Below are 20,087 nucleotides of genomic sequence, written 5' to 3'. Positions count from 1 at the left end.
TAAATCGCAGCCCAAGAAACAGGTGAATTTCGTGAGCCAGCCTACGCCAGCCGTGCGTACCTTCCAAGACTTGATCCTCGCCCTCCAGCAATACTGGGCCGAGCAAGGTTGCGTGGTACTTCAGCCCTACGATATGGAAGTAGGCGCCGGGACTTTCCACACCGCCACGTTCCTGCGCGCCATCGGCCCGGAAACCTGGAACGCCGCCTATGTGCAGCCCAGTCGTCGCCCGACTGACGGCCGCTACGGCGAAAACCCGAACCGCCTGCAGCACTACTATCAGTTCCAGGTGGTCCTGAAGCCGAACCCGGACAACTTCCAGGAACTGTACCTGGGCTCCCTCAAGCATGTCGGCCTGGACCCGCTGGTCCACGACATCCGCTTCGTCGAAGACAACTGGGAATCGCCGACCCTGGGCGCCTGGGGCCTGGGCTGGGAAGTCTGGCTCAATGGCATGGAAGTGACGCAGTTCACGTACTTCCAGCAAGCGGGCGGCATCGAGTGCTACCCGGTGACCGGCGAGATCACCTACGGCCTGGAACGCCTGGCCATGTATCTGCAAGGCGTGGACTCGGTCTACGACCTGGTCTGGGCTGACGGTCCGTTCGGCAAGGTCACCTACGGCGACGTGTTCCACCAGAACGAAGTGGAACAGTCGACCTACAACTTCGAACACGCCAACGTCGACAAGCTGTTCGAACTGTTCGACTTCTACGAAAGCGAAGCCAAGCGCCTGATCGAGCTCGACCAGCCGCTGCCGTTGCCGAGCTATGAAATGGTGTTGAAGGCTTCCCATACCTTCAACCTGCTGGATGCGCGCCGGGCGATCTCGGTGACTGCGCGTCAGCAATACATCCTGCGTGTGCGCACCCTGGCGCGTTCCGTTGCGCAAGCCTACCTGCTGGCTCGCGCCAAGCTGGGCTTCCCGATGGCGACCCCTGACCTGCGTGACGAAGTACTGGCCAAGCTGGAGGCTGCACAATGAGTGCTCAAGATTTCCTGGTTGAACTGGGCACCGAAGAACTGCCACCCAAAGCCCTCAATACCCTGGCCGAAGCGTTCCTGGCCGGTATCGACAAAGGCCTGCAGGCTGCCGGCCTGAACTACGAGACCAAGACCGTCTATGCCGCGCCACGTCGCCTGGCGGTGCTGATCACCTCGCTGGCCACCCAGCAGCCTGATCGCAGCATCAATCTGGACGGCCCGCCACGCCAGGCGGCGTTCGATGCCGACGGCAACCCGACCCAGGCCGCCCTGGGCTTTGCCAAGAAGTGTGGCGTCGAGCTAAGCGAAATCGACCAGAGCGGTCCGAAACTGCGCTACAGCCAGAACATCGCTGGCAAGCCGACCGCGAGCCTGCTGCCGACCATCGTCGAAGATTCCCTGAACGACCTGCCGATCCCCAAGCGCATGCGCTGGGGCGCCCGCAAGGAAGAATTCGTTCGTCCGACCCAATGGCTGGTGATGCTGCTCGGTGACCAGGTCATCGACTGCACCATCCTCGCGCAGAAGGCCGGCCGCGACTCCCGTGGCCACCGCTTCCATCACCCGGAAAACGTACGCATCGGTTCGCCGTCCAGCTACCTGGCCGACCTGCGTGGCGCCTACGTGCTGGCCGACGCCAACGAGCGCCGCGAGATCATCAGCAAGCGCACCGAAGAGCTGGCGACCCGCCAGGAAGGCACCGCAATCGTGCCGCCGGCACTGCTCGACGAAGTGACCGCGCTGGTCGAATGGCCGGTGCCGCTGGTGTGCTCGTTCGAGGAACGTTTCCTCGACGTGCCGCAGGAAGCGCTGATCACCACCATGCAGGACAACCAGAAGTACTTCTGCCTGCTGGATGCCGACGGCAAGTTGCTGCCACGTTTCATTACCGTGGCCAACATCGAAAGCAAGGACCCGCAGCAGATCATCGCCGGTAACGAGAAAGTGGTCCGCCCACGCCTGACCGACGCCGAGTTCTTCTTCAAGCAGGACAAGAAGCAGAAGCTGGAAGACTTCAACCAGCGCCTGCAGAACGTGGTGTTCCAGGAAAAACTCGGCAGCGTCTACGACAAGGCCGAGCGCGTTTCCAAACTGGCCGCCTACATCGCCGCGCGCATTGGCGGCAACGCCTCCTGGGCGGCCCGCGCCGGCCTGCTGTCCAAGTGCGACCTGGCGACCGAGATGGTCGGTGAGTTCCCGGAAATGCAGGGTGTTGCCGGCTACTACTACGCCGTCAACGATGGCGAGCCGCAAGACGTTGCCCTGGCACTGAATGAGCAGTACATGCCGCGCGGTGCCGGCGCCGAGCTGCCTGCGACCCTGACCGGTGCCGCCGTGGCCATCGCCGACAAGCTCGACACCCTGGTGGGTATCTTCGGCATCGGCATGCTGCCAACCGGCAGCAAGGACCCGTACGCACTGCGCCGTGCCGCGCTGGGCGTGCTGCGCATCCTGATCGAGAAACAACTGGACCTGGACCTCAACGACGCCGTGGCTTTCGCCGTGAATGCCTTCGGTGCCAAGGTCAAGGCGGCCGGCCTGAACGAGGCGGTGCTGGAGTTCATCTTCGACCGTCTGCGTGCTCGTTATGAAGACGAAGGCGTCGACGTGGCCACCTACCTGTCGGTTCGCGCCCTCAAGCCGGGCTCGGCCCTGGACTTCGACCAGCGTGTGCAAGCGGTGCAGGCGTTCCGCAAATTACCGGAAGCTGCCGCCCTGGCGGCGGTGAACAAGCGGGTGTCGAACCTGTTGAGCAAAGTGGAAGGCTCGGTGCCGACCGTGGTGGAAGCCAAGTACTTCGACAACGCCAACGAGTTCTCCCTGTACTCGGCGATCCAGCAGGCGGACCAGGCTGTGCAGCCAATGGCCGCGGCCCGTCAGTACAGCGAATCGCTGGCACGCCTGGCCGCCTTGCGCGAGCCGGTGGACGCGTTCTTCGAAGCGGTGATGGTCAACGCCGACGACGCCAACGTGCGCGCCAACCGTTACGCCTTGCTGTCGCGCCTGCGTGGGCTGTTCCTTGGCGTTGCCGACATTTCGTTGCTGGGGTAAGTCTGTTTGAAACTGCTGATTCTCGATCGGGACGGGGTGATCAACTACGACTCCGACGCTTACATCAAGTCGGTGGCGGAGTGGATTCCGCTCCCCGGCTCGATCGAAGCCATTGCGCAGTTGAGCAAGGCCGGCTGGACGGTAGCAGTCGCTACCAACCAGTCGGGCATCGCTCGCGGCTATTACGACCTCGCCACCCTGGACGCCATGCACGAGCGCTTGCGCACGCTGGTGGCGCAGCAGGGCGGTGAAGTCGGGCTGATCGTCTACTGCCCGCACGGGCCGGACGAAGGCTGTGATTGCCGCAAACCCAAACCCGGAATGTTGAAAACCATCGCTGCACATTACGACGTGCCGCTGACGAATCTCTGGTTCGTCGGCGACAGTCTCGGTGACCTGGAGGCCGCCAAAGCCGTCGATTCTCAGCCCGTTCTGGTGAAGACCGGAAAAGGCGAGAAGACGCTAGGCAAGACCCTGCCAGTGGGCACCCTGATTTTTGACGATCTTGCGGCGATTGCCGCAGAACTTATCCACAATTAGAGCGCTTTCGAGTTCCTGACCAGGGATTGTTCGGGAGTGCGCTTTATATAGACGGGCAAAGCCCGCACGGTAAACGTCACCATGTCGATACTGCAGGCCATCAGAATCTTTCTCTTTTACCTGCTGCTGGGCACCAGTTCCTTGCTCTGGTGCAGCCTGAGCTTTTTTATCGCGCCGTTTCTGCCATTCAAGGCGCGCTACCGATTCATCAACGTGTACTGGTGCCGCTGCGCCTTGTGGTTGAGCAAGGTGTTCCTGGGCATCAGCTATGAAGTCAAAGGCGCCGAGAATGTGCCCGAGCAGCCCTGCGTGATTCAAGCGAACCACCAGAGCACCTGGGAAACGTTCTTCATCTCGGCCTATTTCGAGCCGTTGAGCCAGGTGCTCAAGCGTTCGCTGCTGTATGTGCCGTTTTTCGGCTGGGCCATGGCCATGCTGCGACCGATCGCCATCGACCGCGACAACCCGAAAGCCGCGCTCAAGCATGTGGCGAAGAAGGGCGACGAACTGCTGAAGGATGGCGTCTGGGTGCTGATCTTTCCGGAAGGCACCCGGGTGCCGTATGGCAGTATTGGCAAGTTCTCCCGTGGCGGCACGGCATTGGCGGTCAATGCCTCCCTTCCGGTGCTGCCGATCGCGCATAACGCCGGCAAGTTCTGGCCGAAAACCGGCTGGGCGAAGAAGCAGGGCGTGATCACCGTGGTCATCGGCGCACCGATGTACGCCGAAGGCAGCGGTCCTCGCGCCATTGCCGACCTCAATGACCGCGTGCAGGCCTGGAACGAGCAAATGCAGCGTGAAATGGGTTCGCTCCCGCCGGCTGCGCATGCCCCTGAAAGCGGCAATCAGCTGCCGGCCTGATATCTGTGGATAACCTGTGCGCCTTTTTCCTGACAAACGCTTTTTCTGCATTCTAACTACATGATTTACATACATATTTTATGAAAGAGCAAAATACCGAAAAACGTGCATAAGTTTTTTTTGGGCGCAAGAAAACCGGCTGATATAGCCGGTTTTTTTATGGCCGATTCATAGCGTCGCGTGAATGTCGCGCGCCTGCGCATGATCTCCGCTTGCAACAAGGCGCCGCTCAGGCAGAGTTCAGCACACAAGCCGCCCTGGGCCAGGTTGTAGAGCCGTAATTTGCAACCAATCTTGCGGCCGATCATCTGCACGATGGCCAACCCCAGACCGGCGCCGCGAAGGCACCTTTCCCATCATCGGCGGCGTCACTCAAGACTTCCTGCTGCAGATGCAGCACGACGGCATCTCATCGACGCTGCACAACCTGGCTTCGCTCACCCCCCGCGAAGACGTGGCCGACCGGCATCCCGAGGAGTTTCAACGCTTGCAGGCGCTGACCCGAGGGCTGCATGAAACCGCGCGACTGATGCTGCATCGCAACGTTCGGGAAGACGGCCATCCCCCCGCAGAGCGATAAAAGCGCGGCAAAAAAAAACCAGCGCAGAGCGCTGGTTTTTTTTTGAGCCTTGGCCCACCGCCAGGGTGGGCTGACTCATTGCTTGGCGAGTCTGTTGCCGGATCAGAAATCCAGGTTGGACACCGCCAGGGCGTTGCTTTCGATGAAGTCACGGCGAGGTTCGACCGCATCACCCATCAGGGTGTTGAAGATCTGGTCAGCGCCAATGGCGTCTTCGATGGTCACTTTGAGCATCCGGCGAACGCTTGGGTCCATGGTGGTTTCCCACAGCTGATCCGGGTTCATTTCACCCAGACCTTTGTAACGCTGGATGGTGTGACGCTTGGTGCTTTCCGCCATCAGCCAGTCCAGGGCTTCCTTGAACTCGGTAACCGACTTGCGACGCTCGCCGCGCTGTACGTACGCGCCTTCGTCCAGCAGAGTGCTCAGTTGTGCGCCCAGCGAGACGACGGTTTTGTAGTCGTTGCTGCCGAAGAAGTCGCGGTTGAAGGTGACGTAGCTCGACAGGCCATGGGAGGTCAGTTCGACTTCCGGCAGCCACACGCCACGCTCACGGTCTTCACGCAGGCTGGCTTTGTAGACCAGGCCCGACTTCTCGGACGTGCGCAGGCGGGTTTCGTATTGGGTCAGCCATTCCTGCATGGCGGCGTGATCGCCGAGTTTTTCCAGGCTCACGGCCGGCAGGTAGATGAAGTGCTCGGTCAGCTCCTGCGGGTACAGGCGCGACAGACGCTTGAGGGTCTTCATCACCATGCGGAAGTCATTCACCAGGCGCTCCAGCGCTTCACCGGAAATGCCAGGAGCATCTTCGTTCAGGTGCAGGCTCGCATCTTCCAGGGCCGACTGCGTCATGTACTCTTCCATGGCGTCGTCGTCTTTGATGTATTGCTCTTGCTTGCCTTTCTTGACCTTGTACAGCGGTGGCTGGGCGATGTAGATGTAGCCACGCTCGATCAGCTCCGGCAACTGACGGAAGAAGAAGGTCAGCAGCAGGGTACGGATGTGCGAACCGTCGACGTCAGCATCGGTCATGATGATGATGTTGTGATAACGCAGCTTGTCGATGTTGTACTCTTCGCGGCCGATACCGCAGCCCAGCGCGGTGATCAAGGTGCCCACTTCCTGGGAAGAGATCATCTTGTCGAAGCGTGCCTTCTCGACGTTGAGGATCTTGCCCTTGAGCGGCAGGATCGCTTGGGTGCGACGGTTACGACCCTGCTTGGCGGAACCGCCAGCAGAGTCACCTTCCACCAGGTACAGTTCGGAGAGGGCAGGGTCCTTTTCCTGGCAGTCAGCCAGTTTTCCCGGCAGGCCGGCGATGTCCAGCGCGCCTTTGCGGCGGGTCATCTCACGGGCCTTACGCGCCGCTTCACGGGCACGCGCCGCGTCGATCATCTTGCCAACGACCAGCTTGGCTTCGTTCGGGTTCTCCAGCAGGAAGTCGGAGAAGTACTTGCCCATTTCCTGTTCGACAGCGGTCTTCACTTCGGAAGACACCAGCTTGTCCTTGGTCTGGGAGCTGAACTTCGGATCCGGCACCTTCACCGAGATGATCGCGGTCAGGCCTTCACGGGCGTCATCACCGGTGGTGGCGACCTTGTGCTTCTTGGCCAGGCCTTCCTGCTCGATGTAGTTGTTCAGGTTACGCGTCAGCGCCGAACGGAAGCCCACCAGGTGAGTACCGCCATCGCGCTGTGGAATGTTGTTGGTGAAGCACAACAGGTTCTCGTTGAAGCTGTCGTTCCACTGCAGGGCGATTTCCACGCCGATGCCATCTTCACGCTGGATGTTGAAGTGGAACACCTGGTTGACCGCAGTCTTGTTGGTGTTCAGGTATTCAACGAACGCACGCAGGCCGCCTTCGTACTTGAACAGCTCTTCCTTGCCGCTGCGCTCGTCCTTGAGGACGATACCGACACCGGAGTTGAGGAAGGACAGTTCACGGATACGCTTGGCCAGGATGTCCCAGCTGAAGTGAATGTTCTTGAAGGTTTCCTGGGAAGCCTTGAAGTGAATCTGGGTACCGGTGGTGTCGCTGTCACCCACGATGGCCATCGGTGCCTGCGGCACGCCGTGGACGTAGGTCTGTTCCCAGATCTTGCCGCTGCGGCGAACGGTGAGCACCAGCTCTTCGGACAGGGCGTTCACTACCGATACACCTACGCCGTGCAGACCGCCGGATACTTTGTAGGAGTTGTCGTCGAACTTACCGCCGGCGTGCAGCACGGTCATGATGACCTCGGCTGCGGAAACGCCTTCTTCTTTGTGCACGTCTACCGGGATGCCACGGCCGTTGTCGCGAACGGTGATGGATTCATCCGGGTGAATGATGATGCTGATGTCGTCACAGTGACCGGCCAACGCTTCGTCGATCGAGTTGTCGACCACCTCGAACACCATGTGGTGAAGACCGCTGCCATCGTCAGTATCACCAATGTACATACCGGGACGTTTGCGCACGGCATCCAGGCCTTTCAGCACTTTAATGCTCGATGAGTCGTACGTGTTTTCTTCGCTCAATGCCTTCACTCCCGATGGTCGTGGGTCTGGGTGATACGGCCCTGTTCCACGTGGAACAGAGCGACTGGCGTTTCCGTCTGCCAGCCGTCCCTCAGTAATTCGTGGTCTACACAGGTGATGAACACCTGGCAGCGTAAGTCTTCCAGCAAGCGGCAGAGCGCGCGGCGATGCTGCTCGTCGAGTTCGGACGGCAAGTCATCCACCAGATAAATACACTGGCCGCGTCGAGCCTGGCTGACTAGATGCCCCTGGGCGATACGCAACGCACAGACCACCAGCTTCTGCTGACCGCGGGACAAGATATCCGCGGCATTGTTTGCCCCCAGTCTGAGGCGCAAATCAGCACGCTGTGGTCCGGCCTGGGTATGACCCATTTGCTGGTCCCGTTGAAGGGACCCGGCGAGCACTGCACTCAACTCGCGGTCTTTGTCCCAGCCTCGGTAATAGCTGAGCGTCAAACCCTCAAGCTCAACCAATTCGCTCAAGGTCTGTTCAAAGACTGGTTTCAAGGCTTTGATATAGGCGCGGCGGTATTCATCTATTTCAGCGCTGGCCTGGCACAGTTCCCTGTCCCAAACCGCTTGCGAAACGGCGTCAAGTGTACCATGTCGCAGCCAAGAGTTTCTCTGGCGCAGGGCCTTCTGCAACCGCTGCCAGGTCGACATGAATCGTGGTTCCACGTGGAACACACCCCAGTCGAGAAACTGCCGGCGGATCTTCGGTGCCCCTTCGAGCAGCCGAAAGCTGTCCGGGTTGATCAGTTGCAGTGGCAGTATTTCCGCCAGTTGCGCCGCGCTACGTGCATTCTGCCCGTCGATGCGAATCTGGAATTCGCCCTGGCGGTCCCGGGAGATCCCCAATGCGCTTTGCCCACCTTCAGCCAATTCGACCTGGCCAAAGACCGTGCAGGCCAACTGTTCGTATTGGATGACCGGCAACAAGCGGGTGCTACGAAACGAACGGGCAAGCCCCAGCAGGTGAATGGCTTCCAGAACACTGGTTTTGCCGCTGCCGTTGGCGCCGTAAAGAATGTTGATTCGGGGGGAGGGGGAGAAGGTCACCGGGTGCAGATTGCGCACCGCGGTGACCGAGACGCGACTTAAGGACATCTCGCTTTGCGCTGATTACAGACGCATCGGCATGACGACGTAGGCCGAATCATCGTTGTCCGATTCCTGCACCAGCGCACTGCTGTTGGAGTCGGACAGGATCAGGCGAACCTGTTCGGTGGTCATCACGCCCAGGACGTCGAGCAGGTAGCTCACGTTGAAGCCGATCTCCAGGTTGCCGCCGTTGTACTCAACGCCAACTTCTTCTTCCGCTTCTTCCTGTTCCGGGTTGTTGGCCTGGATTTTCAACTGACCGTTGGCCAGTTGCAGGCGAATGCCACGGTATTTCTCGTTGGACAGAATCGCGGTACGGCTGAATGCTTCACGCAGCGCCTGGCGATCACCCAGTACCAGTTTGTCGCCGCCCTTGGGCAGGACGCGCTCGTAGTCAGGGAACTTGCCGTCGACCAGTTTCGAGGTGAAGGTGAATTCGCTGGTGGTGGCACGAATGTGGTGCTGGCCCAGTACGATGCTGACATTGCCATCCGGCTCGGTGAGCAGGCGCGCCAGTTCAAGGATACCTTTGCGCGGCACGATCACCTGATGGCGATCCTGCTGGCCGATATCGGCTTGCATCGAGCACATCGCCAGGCGGTGACCATCGGTCGCCACGGCACGGATAACGTCGGTGGAAACTTCCAGCAGCATGCCGTTGAGGTAGTAGCGCACGTCCTGCTGAGCCATGGCGAAGCTGGTGCGCTCGATCAGGCGGCGCAGCTTGCTTTGTTCCAGGCTGGTCGTCAGCGAACCCGGACCTTCTTCAACAGTCGGGAAGTCGTTGGCAGGCAGCGTCGACAGGGTGAAGCGGCTACGGCCGGCCTTGACCACCAGCTTTTGCTCATCGACCTTGATGTCGATCAGCGCGTCGTTCGGCAAGCTCTTGCAGATGTCCATCAGCTTGCGCGCAGGCACGGTGATGGAACCCGGATCGGCCGGCTCTTCGAGCTCTACACGACCGACCAGCTCGACTTCCAGGTCGGTACCGGTCAGCGACAGTTGCTGGCCTTCGACAACCAGCAGCACGTTGGAGAGCACCGGCAAGGTCTGGCGGCGCTCGACGACGCCTGCGACCAGTTGCAGGGGTTTCAACAGGGCTTCGCGTTGAATGGTGAAATGCATGGTCTAGTCCCTTGCCTTAGTTAGCTGCGCTGGAGTTCATCAAGTGGTCAATGTACGCAGCAGGTTCTTGTAGTCCTCGCGGATGTCCGCGTCGGATTCCTTAAGCTCGTTGATCTTGCGACAGGCGTGCAAAACCGTGGTGTGGTCGCGGCCGCCAAACACATCGCCGATTTCCGGCAGGCTGTGGTTAGTCAACTCCTTGGACAACGCCATGGCAACCTGACGCGGACGTGCGACCGAGCGCGAACGGCGCTTGGACAGCAGGTCGGAAATCTTGATCTTGTAGTACTCGGCGACGGTGCGCTGAATGTTATCCACAGAGACCAGTTTATCTTGCAGCGCCAACAGGTCTTTCAGGGATTCGCGGATCAGCTCGATGGTGATGTCGCGGCCCATGAAGTGCGAGTGGGCGATGACACGCTTGAGCGCGCCTTCCAGCTCACGGACGTTGGAGCGAATACGCTGGGCGATAAAGAACGCCGCGTCGTGAGGCAGTTCGACTTTGGCCTGGTCGGCCTTCTTCATCAGGATCGCCACACGGGTTTCCAGCTCCGGCGGCTCGACGGCAACCGTCAGGCCCCAGCCGAAACGGGACTTGAGGCGCTCTTCGAGGCCTTCGATTTCCTTCGGGTAGCGGTCACTGGTGAGAATGACCTGCTGGCCACCTTCAAGCAGGGCGTTGAAGGTGTGGAAAAACTCTTCCTGGGAGCGTTCCTTGCGGGCGAAGAATTGAATGTCATCGATCAGCAACGCGTCCACCGAACGGTAGAAGCGCTTGAACTCGTTGATGGCGTTCAGTTGCAGCGCCTTGACCATGTCGGCCACGAAACGCTCGGAATGCAGGTAAACGACCTTGGCATTCGGATTCTTCTTCAGCAGATGGTTACCCACCGCGTGCATCAAGTGGGTCTTACCCAGGCCGACGCCACCATAAAGGAAGAGCGGGTTGTAACCATGCTTGGGGTTGTCCGCCACCTGCCAGGCCGCAGCCCGGGCCAGTTGGTTGGACTTACCCTCGACGAAGTTCTCGAAGGTGAACGTGCGGTTCAGGTAACTGGTGTGCTTGAGCGCACCTTCAACCTGGACCGTACGCTGTTCGGAACGAACCGGAGCCTGCTGCGAGCTGGCGCCCGCCATGGGATCGAAGCTGTCGCGCGACGGCTCTTCATCTTCCTGCGTCACGCTCTGGCTCGATGCCTTCGGTGCCGCTGCCGGCGCCGAGACGGGTGCCGGTGCGCTGACTGGCGCGTGGGCCGCCTGGGCTTGAGCCTGAGAGGCAGCGGCTGCCGCCAGTGGCGCATTGGGTGCGGCACGTGGGGCAGAGCTGCGCTTGCTGCCTATTAATAAGGAAAGCGCGGGCGCCATGCCGTTGCCATGCTCATCCAGCAGTTCGAGGACACGGCCCAGGTACTTTTCGTTGACCCAGTCGAGAACAAAACGGTTCGGTGCGTAGACACGCAACTCGTCGCCTTCGGCTTCGACCTGTAGTGGACGGATCCAAGTGTTGAATTGTTGGGCAGGCAGCTCATCGCGCAAAAGCTCCACGCACTGCTGCCAAAGTTCCACTGACACGGATATCCCCTAAGTTGAAAGCCGGTGCGGCAAAAACAAGCGGCCATTGTAGCGACCAGACGCCGACTTATCCACACGTAGGTGGGTCAGTGACCAAGAAGAATCAACGATTTATACGAAAAAAAGACGACCAGTGGTCTGTGAATAAGCTCTGTGGATAACCATCCTTGAGATCGTTGCACAACTCGAAGGGTAAGTCGGTGGATAACCTGCCTGTGGATAACCGCTCGTTTCACACACAGCTTATCCGCCATCGCAGCACAGGCTGAACACGGTTTTCCACTGTAGTTGTCATTCTCTGTACATCACGTGATAGAAGGCTTCGAGCTGGTTATCCACAGAAGATGGCGGCCTAAGCTTTTACAAGCTTTACAGAAAAGCTTTAAATACTTTCCTTCTTTATTTTTATGTTTAGCCAGGATGACAAGCGTGCCAGGGTCGTCACGGATCTATCTATAAGGAAATGCTGGTTGGAAATTGACCTGCGGGCTTGCTTTCTCTAGAATCCCCGGTCTCTTAAAACGGGGGCCATTCCGGCCCGTTGTGGACGAACCAGGTAACACGACATGAAACGTACTTTCCAACCAAGCACTATCAAACGCGCTCGCACCCACGGTTTCCGTGCTCGCATGGCTACCAAAAACGGTCGTGCCGTCCTGTCGCGTCGTCGCGCCAAAGGTCGTGCGCGTCTGGCAGTTTGATAATCCGGCACTGCAGGTGAGTCAGGACTTCAGTCGGGAAAAGCGTCTGCTTACACCCCGGCATTTCAAGGCAGTCTTTGACTCCCCTACCGGCAAGGTACCGGGGAAAAATCTCCTGCTCCTTGCGCGCAACAACGAACTCGATCACCCCCGTCTCGGGCTGGTTATCGGGAAAAAGAGCGTAAAGCTCTCCGTTGAGCGCAATCGCCTCAAACGTCTTATGCGCGAATCGTTCCGTCTGAACCAGGATTCACTGGTCGGCTGGGACATCGTTATCGTCGCGCGCAAAGGTTTGGGTGATGTAGAAAACCCCGAATTGATTCAGCATTTCGGCAAACTCTGGAAGCGTCTGGCACGCAGCAAGCCAGCACCAGCAGTCAAAACCGAAACTGTAGGGGTAGACAGTCCAGATGCGTAAACTGGCGCTCGTTCCGATCCAGTTTTATCGCTACGCCATTAGCCCACTGATGGCCAGTCACTGTCGTTTCTACCCCAGTTGTTCCTGCTACGCGTTGGAAGCCATCGAAAATCATGGCCTTCTGCGCGGTGGCTGGCTGACCTTTCGTCGTTTAGGTCGCTGTCATCCGTGGAATCCCGGTGGTTATGACCCGGTTCCACCTATCCCTACCTCCCGTTCTTCTTCGATGGCCGAGTAATCATGGATATCAAACGCACGATCCTGATCGTCGCCCTGGCAATCGTGTCCTACGTTTTGGTTCTCAAATGGAACCAGGACTATGGCCAGGCTGCCCTGCCGACTCAGAATGTTGCAGCCAGTACGACCACTGCCGGTCTGCCGGATACGCCAACTGGCAATAATGCTGCTGTCAGTGACGACATTCCGCGCGCCGCAAGCGATACCAGTGCACCGGCTGAAACGCCAGTGGCTGTGAGCAAGGACCTCATCCAGATCAAAACGGATGTGCTCAACCTGGCAGTCGATCCACAGGGTGGCGATGTTGCCCAGTTGACTCTGCCGCTGTATCCGCGTCGCCAGGACCATCCGGAAATTCCGTTCCAGTTGTTCGACAACGGTAACGAGCGTACTTATCTGGCCCAAAGCGGCCTGATCGGTACCAACGGTCCGGATGCAAATCCTGCCGGTCGTCCGGTTTACTCCTCGGAGAAGAAGGTTTATCAGCTGGCTGACGGTCAGGACCAATTGGTCGTGGACCTGAAGTTCAGCAAGGACGGCGTCAACTACATCAAGCGTTTCACCCTGAAGCGTGGCCTGTATGACGTCACCGTCACCTATCTGATCGACAACGAAAGCGCCCAGCCATGGTCGGGTGCAATGTTCGCGCAGTTGAAGCGCGATGCCAGCTCCGATCCGTCTTCCAGCACTGCCACCGGCACCGCGACTTACCTGGGCGCCGCCCTGTGGACAAGTTCCGAGCCGTACAAGAAAGTGTCGATGAAGGACATGGACAAGGCTCAGCTGAAAGAAACCGTCAACGGTGGTTGGGTTGCCTGGCTGCAACACTACTTCGTGACCGCGTGGATTCCGGCTAAAGGCGAAAACAACGTCGTCCAGACCCGTAAAGACAGCAAAGGCAACTACATCATCGGTTACACCGGTCCTTCGCTGACCGTGGCTCCGGGTGCCAAGGCTGAAACCAGCGCCATTCTGTACGCCGGCCCGAAAAGCCAGGCGGTGCTGAAAGAGTTATCCCCAGGCCTGGAACTGACTGTCGACTACGGCATTCTGTGGTTCATCGCTCAACCGATCTTCTGGTTGCTGCAACACATCCACGCAATTGTGGGTAACTGGGGCTGGTCGATCATTTTCCTGACCATGCTGATCAAGGGGATCTTCTTCCCGTTGTCGGCCGCCAGCTACAAATCCATGGCCCGCATGCGCGCTGTAGCCCCGAAACTGGCTGCGCTGAAAGAGCAACATGGCGACGACCGGCAGAAAATGTCGCAAGCCATGATGGAGCTGTACAAGAAAGAGAAGATCAATCCGCTGGGTGGTTGCTTGCCAATCCTCGTGCAGATGCCGGTTTTCCTCTCCTTGTACTGGGTTCTGCTGGAAAGCGTGGAAATGCGTCAGGCGCCGTTCATGCTGTGGATTACTGACCTGTCGATCAAGGATCCGTTCTTCATTCTGCCGATCATCATGGGTGCAACCATGTTCATCCAGCAGCAGTTGAACCCGACTCCTCCGGATCCGATGCAGGCCAAGGTGATGAAAATGATGCCAATCATCTTCACCTTCTTCTTCCTGTGGTTCCCGGCCGGTCTGGTGCTGTACTGGGTAGTGAACAACTGCCTGTCGATCGCCCAACAGTGGTACATCACCCGTAAAATCGAAGCAGCTACCAAAGCGGCTGCCTGATTTACACTGTGGATAACCACTCAAAACGCCCCCTAGTGGGGCGTTTTGCTATCTGTCACTTTTGTCTCTGGATACCGGTTTATGAGCGCTCCCCGTGAAACCATCGCTGCCGTCGCCACGGCTCAAGGTCGTGGCGGTGTCGGCATCGTGCGTATTTCCGGGCCGTTGGCCAGCGTTGCAGCCAAGGCTTTCAGCGGTCGCGAACTTAAAGCCCGCTTCGCTCACTACGGGCCGTTCCTCGGTGCAGACGACGAGGTCCTGGATCAGGGCATCGCGCTGTACTTCCCCGGGCCGAACTCGTTCACCGGCGAAGACGTGCTGGAGTTGCAGGGGCACGGCGGGCCGGTGGTCCTGGATATGCTCCTGCAGCGTTGCCTGGAACTGGGTTGCCGTCTGGCCCGGCCGGGGGAATTCAGCGAACGCGCCTTCCTCAATGACAAGCTCGACCTGGCACAGGCCGAAGCCATCGCCGACTTGATCGAAGCGAGTTCTGCACAGGCCGCGCGCAATGCATTGCGTTCGTTGCAGGGCGCGTTCTCCGCGCGCGTGCATAACTTGACCGAACAGCTGATCGGCCTGCGCATCTATGTTGAGGCAGCGATCGACTTTCCGGAGGAGGAAATCGACTTTCTCGCCGACGGCCATGTGTTGAGCATGCTCGACAAGGTACGTGGAGAGTTATCCACAGTGATGCGTGAAGCCGGGCAGGGCGCCTTGCTCCGTGATGGCATGACCGTGGTGATCGCCGGTCGGCCGAATGCCGGCAAATCCAGCCTGCTCAATGCCCTGGCCGGGCGCGAAGCGGCGATTGTCACCGAGATTGCCGGCACCACCCGTGATGTCCTGCGCGAACATATCCACATCGACGGCATGCCCCTGCACGTGGTGGACACCGCCGGCCTGCGCGATACCGATGACCATGTGGAAAAGATTGGCGTCGAACGGGCACTCAAGGCCATTGGCGAAGCCGATCGCGTGTTGCTGGTGGTCGATGCCACGGCCCCCGAGGCGCTCGATCCGTTTGCGCTGTGGCCGGAATTCCTCGAAAGCCGCCCGGATCCGGCGAAGGTCACGCTGATCCGCAACAAGGCCGACCTGACCGGTGAAGCCGTCGCCCTGGATGTCAGCGACGACGGCCACGTGACGATCAGTCTCAGTGCCAAGTCTGCCGACATGGGACTGGAACTGCTGCGCGATCACCTTAAGGCATGCATGGGTTATGAACAGACGTCGGAAAGCAGTTTCAGCGCACGCCGTCGTCATCTGGAGGCACTGCGCCATGCCAGTGATGCCCTGGAGCACGGCCGTGCCCAGCTGACCTTGGCGGGAGCGGGGGAATTGCTGGCCGAGGACCTGCGCCAGGCCCAGCAATCGCTGGGTGAAATCACCGGCGCGTTCAGCTCCGATGATTTGCTCGGCAGGATCTTCTCCAGTTTCTGCATCGGCAAGTGATGAAAGGCGCTGTGGACAACTTATCCACAGCGCCCTTCAGCCTTACCAGTTGTAAGACACCGTCCCCAGCAAGGTGCGTTCTTCGCCCCAGTAGCAGCGACCGGCGTCGTTACATCCAGACACGTATTCCTTATCGAACAGGTTCTTCGCGTTCAGGTCGACGCTCCAGTGGCTGTCGATCTGGTAGCCGATAGCCGCATCCACCAGAGTGACGTCGCCGGCATCGAGTTTTCCGTACAGGGTGGCCGGGGTGTAGGCGAAGGCACTGTCGAAGTAACGCACGCCACCACCGACATACAGACCTTTGAGGCTGCTTTCGAGAAAGCGGTATTTGGCCCACACCGACGCCTGGTTACGCGGGACGCCAGTCATCTGATGCCCTTCGACCAGCGACGTCGCGGAGTCCTTGGTAATCCGCGCATCGGTGTAGGTGTAGGCCGCCGTCAGGTTGAGGTTGGGCGTCAGGTTGCTGTTCAGCTCCAGTTCCACGCCCTTGGACCGGCTTTCGCCCACCTGGCGATAGGTCGAAGTGGTGGCGTCCAGGTAAGTGTCGTCCTTCTTGCGCAGGTCATACACCGAGGCGGTGAAGGAGGTATCCCAACCCACCGGTTCATATTTCAGGCCCACTTCATACTGGCTGCTGGTGATCGGGTCCAGCGGCCGGCCGGAGTTGGAGATCTGCTGTACCGGGACAAAGGCTGTGGAGTAACTGACGTAGGGCGTCAGGCCATTGTCGAACTGGTACATCACGCCGCCCTGGTAGGTGAACTTCTTATCCACAGAGCTGATGTTGCCGGCGCTGGCCACCTTGTCGCGGAAATCGCTGTCGACCCAGTCCTGACGACCACCCAGCAGGAACAGCCAGTGGTCATACTTACTCTGGATCTGTGCATAAACCCCCTTCATTTCCTGTTCCAGCAAGGTGTTCTGCACGGCAATCGGGGTAGTCGGATCACGCAGGTAAACCGGATTGTAGACGTCAATCGGCCCCACCAGCCCGGCGTTCCAGTCCTGATTGAACGAGGTGCGGTCAAAGCTGCCGCCAAACAGTACGGTGTTTTCCAGGCCACCGACCTGGAATTTGCCTTCCAGCTGGTTATCCAGCGAGTAGACCATCGACTTGTTGAAGCGATCGTAGGCGGTCATGTTCACGCGCGTACCAAACCCGGCGTTGTTCAGGTTGCCCGGCCAGGTTTCATGACGGTTGATGCGCGATTGCATGTAGCGCGAGTTCTGCCGGAACTGCCAGTCATCGTTGAAGCTGTGGCTGAACTCGTAGCCGGCACTCCAGGTTTCCCGTTCGAAGGTGTTCCAGTCCGGATCCCCCAGCATGGTGTCCTTGTCGAGTTTGCCGTTGGGGTTGTTCAACAGGGTGCCGGCGGCGGGCAGGCCAAGTTCCATGTTGGTGTGATCCTTCTGGTAGTTGGCCAGCAGGGTCAGCGTGTTGTAGTCATCGAAATTCAGGGTCAGGGAAGGTGCGATGTAGATCCGGTCGTCCGGCACATGTTTGGTTTGCGTGTCGGAATTGCGTCCCAGCATCACCACCCGGCCCAGCACATTGCCGCTGTCGTTCAACGGGCCGGAGACGTCGATACCCAATTGCCGACGGTTATTGGAACCGTAACCGAGCTGCACTTCGCCTTGCGGCGCGGCGGTCGGACGCTTGCTCACCAGGTTGACCAGGCCGCCCGGCGCGTTTTCGCCATACAGCAATGACGACGGGCCGCGGAATACTTCAACCCGCTCCAGGCCGTAGGGTTCGGTAGTGGTGTCATAGCGGTTGCCTTGCACACGCAGACCGTCGCGCAGCAGACCGTAGCCGTAGTCCGTCGCGTTGAAACCGCGGATGAAGAACAGGTCGCCGGCCAGGCTGTCACCGGCCGCGAACGGCGGGGCGAAGATACCGGGCACATAACCCAGGACCTCGGTCAGGGTCTGGGATTTCTGATCCTTCATGCGCTGGGCGGTGACCACCGAGATCGAGCGCGGGGTTTCCGACAGGGGCGTGCTGGTCTTGCTGCCCACCCGACTGTTGTTGGCCTTGTACCCTGTGTCAGCGGCGTAATCGAGGTTCATCGCGTTCGGCTGCTGGCCGTTGATGTTGGTGGTGCCGAGTACCAGGGGACCGCTGTCGGGGACCGTTTGCAGGATGTAACTGCCTGGCGCCTGGGGCACGGCCTGCAATCCGGAACCTTGCAACAGAATGGAGAAGCCCTGATCCACCGAATAACTGCCGGACAGACCCTGTGTGCGCAGGTTGGCGGTCTGTTGTGGCGAGAACGAAAGAATCACGTTGGCCACCGAGGCGAACTGGCTCAGGGCTTTATCCAGCGGGCCGGCCGCAATGGCGTAACGCTGCGTCGCATCGGCGGCCATCACCTGGGGAGCGAACAGCACGCCAGTGGCGGCGCTGGTCATCAGCAAACTGTAGGCGATGCAGTGGGGAGTAAAACGCTTACGCAAGTGAGGAAGTCGCATGGGTAGTCAAAGCCCTGAAGGTGGCAAATGCCGCGTTGAACCGCGATTACCTGTAGGGCCGTTACAGGGAAAAAAAAGATAACCCCCGACGTGAAAAAGTTTTGATCGGCTCAACCGACCTGCTTGATCGACACCCAATAACGCGTGAAATAACTGACACTGACCGGCAGTGAAGCTTGCAGGTTGGCCAGCACAGCCTCCGTGGAATCCAGGCGGAACGTTCCGGAAACCCGCAGGCGTGCCGCACGCTCATCACAATGCAGGACCCCGGCGCGGTAACGGCCGAGTTCTGCGATCACTTCCCCCAGGGGCGCATCGAGGACGATCAATTGGCCGTTGATCCAGGCCGCTTCGGTCGAGCGATAGGGGTGAATGACCCCTACGCCATGACTGTCGAAGTCCACGCCTTCCCCAGCAACCAGCACCTGGGAATGCCCCGGCTGATCATTCGGCTGCACGCTGACACGGTCCTCGAGCACGCCGATTCGCGATGATCCGGACAACTGCCGCACCGAAAAGCGCGTACCCAGTGCCCTGACCCGGCCTTCGCGGGTTTCGACGAAGAACGGTCGCTGATCGCCGAGTTTGCCGGTGCGGACCAGGATTTCCCCTTCACGCAAGCGGATCAGGCGTTGCTCGCCGTCGAACAGCACATCAATGGCGGTGCCGGTATTGAGGTGAACCTGAGTGCCGTCGGCCAGTTCGATCTTGCGCCGTTGCCCGACCTTGGTCCGGTAGTCCGCCCAGACATTGCCCAAGGGCGTGTGCTGCTGGACATTCCAGCCCAGGTAACCGGTACCGGCCACGATCAGCAACAGCTTGAGCACCTGGCGACGTTGTTGCGTCGAAGACAAGGCCCGCCGCGACACATCCCGGGGCAGCCCGCCCAGATGACGTTGCACCTGTTCCATCTGATTCCACGCCGCCAGATGCGCCGGGCTGCTGTCGACCCAGTGTTGCCAGGCCTGACGTTGGGCAGCCGTCGGCGGCTCGGCCTGAAACTGTACGTACCAGGTGGCGGCGGCTTCGAAGACCTTGCGATCCGGAGTCATCAGAGCGTCGCCATGATCATTGAACATTCGGTGAGGACACGGACCATGTGCTTTTTGACAGTGGTCAGCGACACCTTCATCTGCTCGGCGATCTGTTGATAAGTCAGCCCTTCGATCTGCGACAGCATGAAAATGCGCTGGGCCCGGGCGCCGAGGTTCGCCAGGGCTTTATCCACAGCGACCAGAGTTTCGATGATCAGCGCCTTGTCTTCTTCACTGATCGCGGTCGCTTCAGGCCGTGCGGCCAGGGATTCCAGATAAGCCACTTCGATGGCACGCCGACGATAACGGTCGATCACCAGCCCGCGTGCGACGGTGGCCAGGTAATCCCTGGGCTCGCGAATCTGACTGGCATCCCGTGAGCCGAGAATACGTACGAACGTATCGTGCGCCACGTCGGCCGCATCGCAGGCGTCATGCAGTTTTCCCTTCAACCATCCATACAGCCACGAATGGTGCTGCACGTAGATGCGCTCGATTGCTGCGGTGTGGGGTGGCATGGACATAAAAGGGAGAGGAGGGTGGCTTAATGATAATAGCTATTATTAGCTTTTGTTACACTTCCTCACAATACCCTGCCTTCACCCCTCTGCGATGGATTACGGCTGCCGTTTGTAACGGGAGGTGGTCATGCGTGCCGGATTTTGCCGCCATTGAGCGGTTTTCTGTGGATTAAGCCCTGTGAATAACCGTGCCTGAGGGCCGTTGATAACAGGCCTCGAAAGCTGA

The 20,087-nt window shown here is 59.3% G+C and carries 17 protein-coding genes and 1 pseudogene; 10 read left to right on the top strand and 8 right to left on the bottom strand.

Translation table 11 applies throughout. From position 1 onward, the window contains the following. Positions 1-31 precede the first annotated feature (31 nt). The 4 genes from glyQ (at position 32) to ABVN20_RS13975 (ending at position 4,437) form a co-directional block, all read left to right on the top strand. Positions 32-985, top strand: a complete 954-nt coding sequence (glyQ, locus tag ABVN20_RS13990; protein ID WP_003187265.1) for a glycine--tRNA ligase subunit alpha — start codon at positions 32-34, stop codon at positions 983-985. Continuing rightward, positions 982-3,036 (top strand): glycine--tRNA ligase subunit beta, encoded by a 2,055-nt coding sequence (gene glyS / locus ABVN20_RS13985; RefSeq protein WP_368556308.1) that lies wholly within the window; start codon positions 982-984, stop codon positions 3,034-3,036. The genes glyQ and glyS overlap by 4 nt, the downstream gene beginning before the upstream one ends. 6 nt (positions 3,037-3,042) lie before the next feature. After that, positions 3,043-3,576: a D-glycero-beta-D-manno-heptose 1,7-bisphosphate 7-phosphatase gene (gene gmhB, locus ABVN20_RS13980; RefSeq protein WP_368556306.1), complete on the top strand. Its 534-nt coding sequence runs from the start codon at positions 3,043-3,045 to the stop codon at positions 3,574-3,576. An 81-nt stretch (positions 3,577-3,657) separates the two neighbouring features. Beyond that, entirely contained in the window at positions 3,658-4,437 is a 780-nt protein-coding gene (locus ABVN20_RS13975; protein ID WP_368556305.1) for a lysophospholipid acyltransferase family protein, read from the top strand. Between the two features lie 65 nt (positions 4,438-4,502). On the opposite strand, the gene ABVN20_RS13970 is transcribed toward ABVN20_RS13975, so the two are convergent. Then, positions 4,503-4,751 (bottom strand): hypothetical protein, encoded by a 249-nt coding sequence (locus ABVN20_RS13970; RefSeq protein WP_368556304.1) that lies wholly within the window; start codon positions 4,749-4,751, stop codon positions 4,503-4,505. A 23-nt stretch (positions 4,752-4,774) separates the two neighbouring features. On the opposite strand from ABVN20_RS13970, the pseudogene ABVN20_RS13965 reads away from it, so the two are divergent. Further along, positions 4,775-5,017: pseudogene (locus ABVN20_RS13965) on the top strand (sulfatase); the annotation flags it as partial. A 102-nt stretch (positions 5,018-5,119) separates the two neighbouring features. Here the strand turns inward: ABVN20_RS13965 and gyrB are convergent. The 4 genes from gyrB to dnaA are packed head-to-tail and all read right to left on the bottom strand — an operon-like array spanning position 5,120 to position 11,337. Then, positions 5,120-7,537, bottom strand: a complete 2,418-nt coding sequence (gene gyrB / locus ABVN20_RS13960) for a DNA topoisomerase (ATP-hydrolyzing) subunit B (RefSeq protein ID WP_368556303.1) — start codon at positions 7,535-7,537, stop codon at positions 5,120-5,122. Positions 7,538-7,542: 5 nt separating this feature from the next. Next, a complete protein-coding gene (gene recF / locus ABVN20_RS13955) occupies positions 7,543-8,646 on the bottom strand; it encodes a DNA replication/repair protein RecF (RefSeq protein WP_368556302.1) in 1,104 nt (367 codons plus the stop codon). A gap of 15 nt (positions 8,647-8,661) precedes the next feature. Next, a complete protein-coding gene (gene dnaN / locus ABVN20_RS13950; protein ID WP_368556300.1) occupies positions 8,662-9,765 on the bottom strand; it encodes a DNA polymerase III subunit beta in 1,104 nt (367 codons plus the stop codon). A 39-nt stretch (positions 9,766-9,804) separates the two neighbouring features. Continuing rightward, complete coding sequence (gene dnaA, locus ABVN20_RS13945; protein ID WP_368556298.1) at positions 9,805-11,337, bottom strand: chromosomal replication initiator protein DnaA; 1,533 nt, start codon at positions 11,335-11,337, stop codon at positions 9,805-9,807. A 566-nt stretch (positions 11,338-11,903) separates the two neighbouring features. On the opposite strand from dnaA, the gene rpmH reads away from it, so the two are divergent. The 5 genes from rpmH (at position 11,904) to mnmE (ending at position 15,828) form a co-directional block, all read left to right on the top strand. Beyond that, on the top strand, positions 11,904-12,038 hold the full coding sequence (gene rpmH, locus ABVN20_RS13940; protein WP_003213577.1) for a 50S ribosomal protein L34: 135 nt from the start codon (positions 11,904-11,906) through the stop codon (positions 12,036-12,038). A 16-nt stretch (positions 12,039-12,054) separates the two neighbouring features. Continuing rightward, complete coding sequence (rnpA, locus tag ABVN20_RS13935; RefSeq protein ID WP_368557707.1) at positions 12,055-12,456, top strand: ribonuclease P protein component; 402 nt, start codon at positions 12,055-12,057, stop codon at positions 12,454-12,456. Further along, positions 12,449-12,694, top strand: a complete 246-nt coding sequence (gene yidD, locus ABVN20_RS13930; RefSeq protein WP_010207715.1) for a membrane protein insertion efficiency factor YidD — start codon at positions 12,449-12,451, stop codon at positions 12,692-12,694. The genes rnpA and yidD overlap by 8 nt, the downstream gene beginning before the upstream one ends. 2 nt (positions 12,695-12,696) lie before the next feature. After that, positions 12,697-14,376 (top strand): membrane protein insertase YidC, encoded by a 1,680-nt coding sequence (gene yidC, locus ABVN20_RS13925; RefSeq protein WP_368556297.1) that lies wholly within the window; start codon positions 12,697-12,699, stop codon positions 14,374-14,376. 81 nt (positions 14,377-14,457) lie between these two features. Further along, positions 14,458-15,828 (top strand): tRNA uridine-5-carboxymethylaminomethyl(34) synthesis GTPase MnmE, encoded by a 1,371-nt coding sequence (mnmE, locus tag ABVN20_RS13920; RefSeq protein ID WP_368556295.1) that lies wholly within the window; start codon positions 14,458-14,460, stop codon positions 15,826-15,828. A gap of 42 nt (positions 15,829-15,870) precedes the next feature. Here the strand turns inward: mnmE and ABVN20_RS13915 are convergent, their stop codons facing one another. From ABVN20_RS13915 to ABVN20_RS13905, 3 genes are all read right to left on the bottom strand, one after another. Continuing rightward, on the bottom strand, positions 15,871-18,306 hold the full coding sequence (locus ABVN20_RS13915; RefSeq protein ID WP_368556294.1) for a TonB-dependent siderophore receptor: 2,436 nt from the start codon (positions 18,304-18,306) through the stop codon (positions 15,871-15,873). Positions 18,307-18,416: 110 nt separating this feature from the next. Further along, positions 18,417-19,361 (bottom strand): FecR domain-containing protein, encoded by a 945-nt coding sequence (locus ABVN20_RS13910; protein ID WP_368557706.1) that lies wholly within the window; start codon positions 19,359-19,361, stop codon positions 18,417-18,419. After that, positions 19,358-19,864 (bottom strand): sigma-70 family RNA polymerase sigma factor, encoded by a 507-nt coding sequence (locus ABVN20_RS13905; protein WP_368556292.1) that lies wholly within the window; start codon positions 19,862-19,864, stop codon positions 19,358-19,360. The genes ABVN20_RS13910 and ABVN20_RS13905 overlap by 4 nt, the downstream gene beginning before the upstream one ends. Positions 19,865-20,087: the final 223 nt, after the last annotated feature.

This window comes from Pseudomonas sp. MYb118, assembly GCF_040947875.1.
In the GTDB taxonomy this organism is placed as follows: domain Bacteria; phylum Pseudomonadota; class Gammaproteobacteria; order Pseudomonadales; family Pseudomonadaceae; genus Aquipseudomonas.
This window is presented reverse-complemented; position numbering and strand designations above follow the sequence as displayed.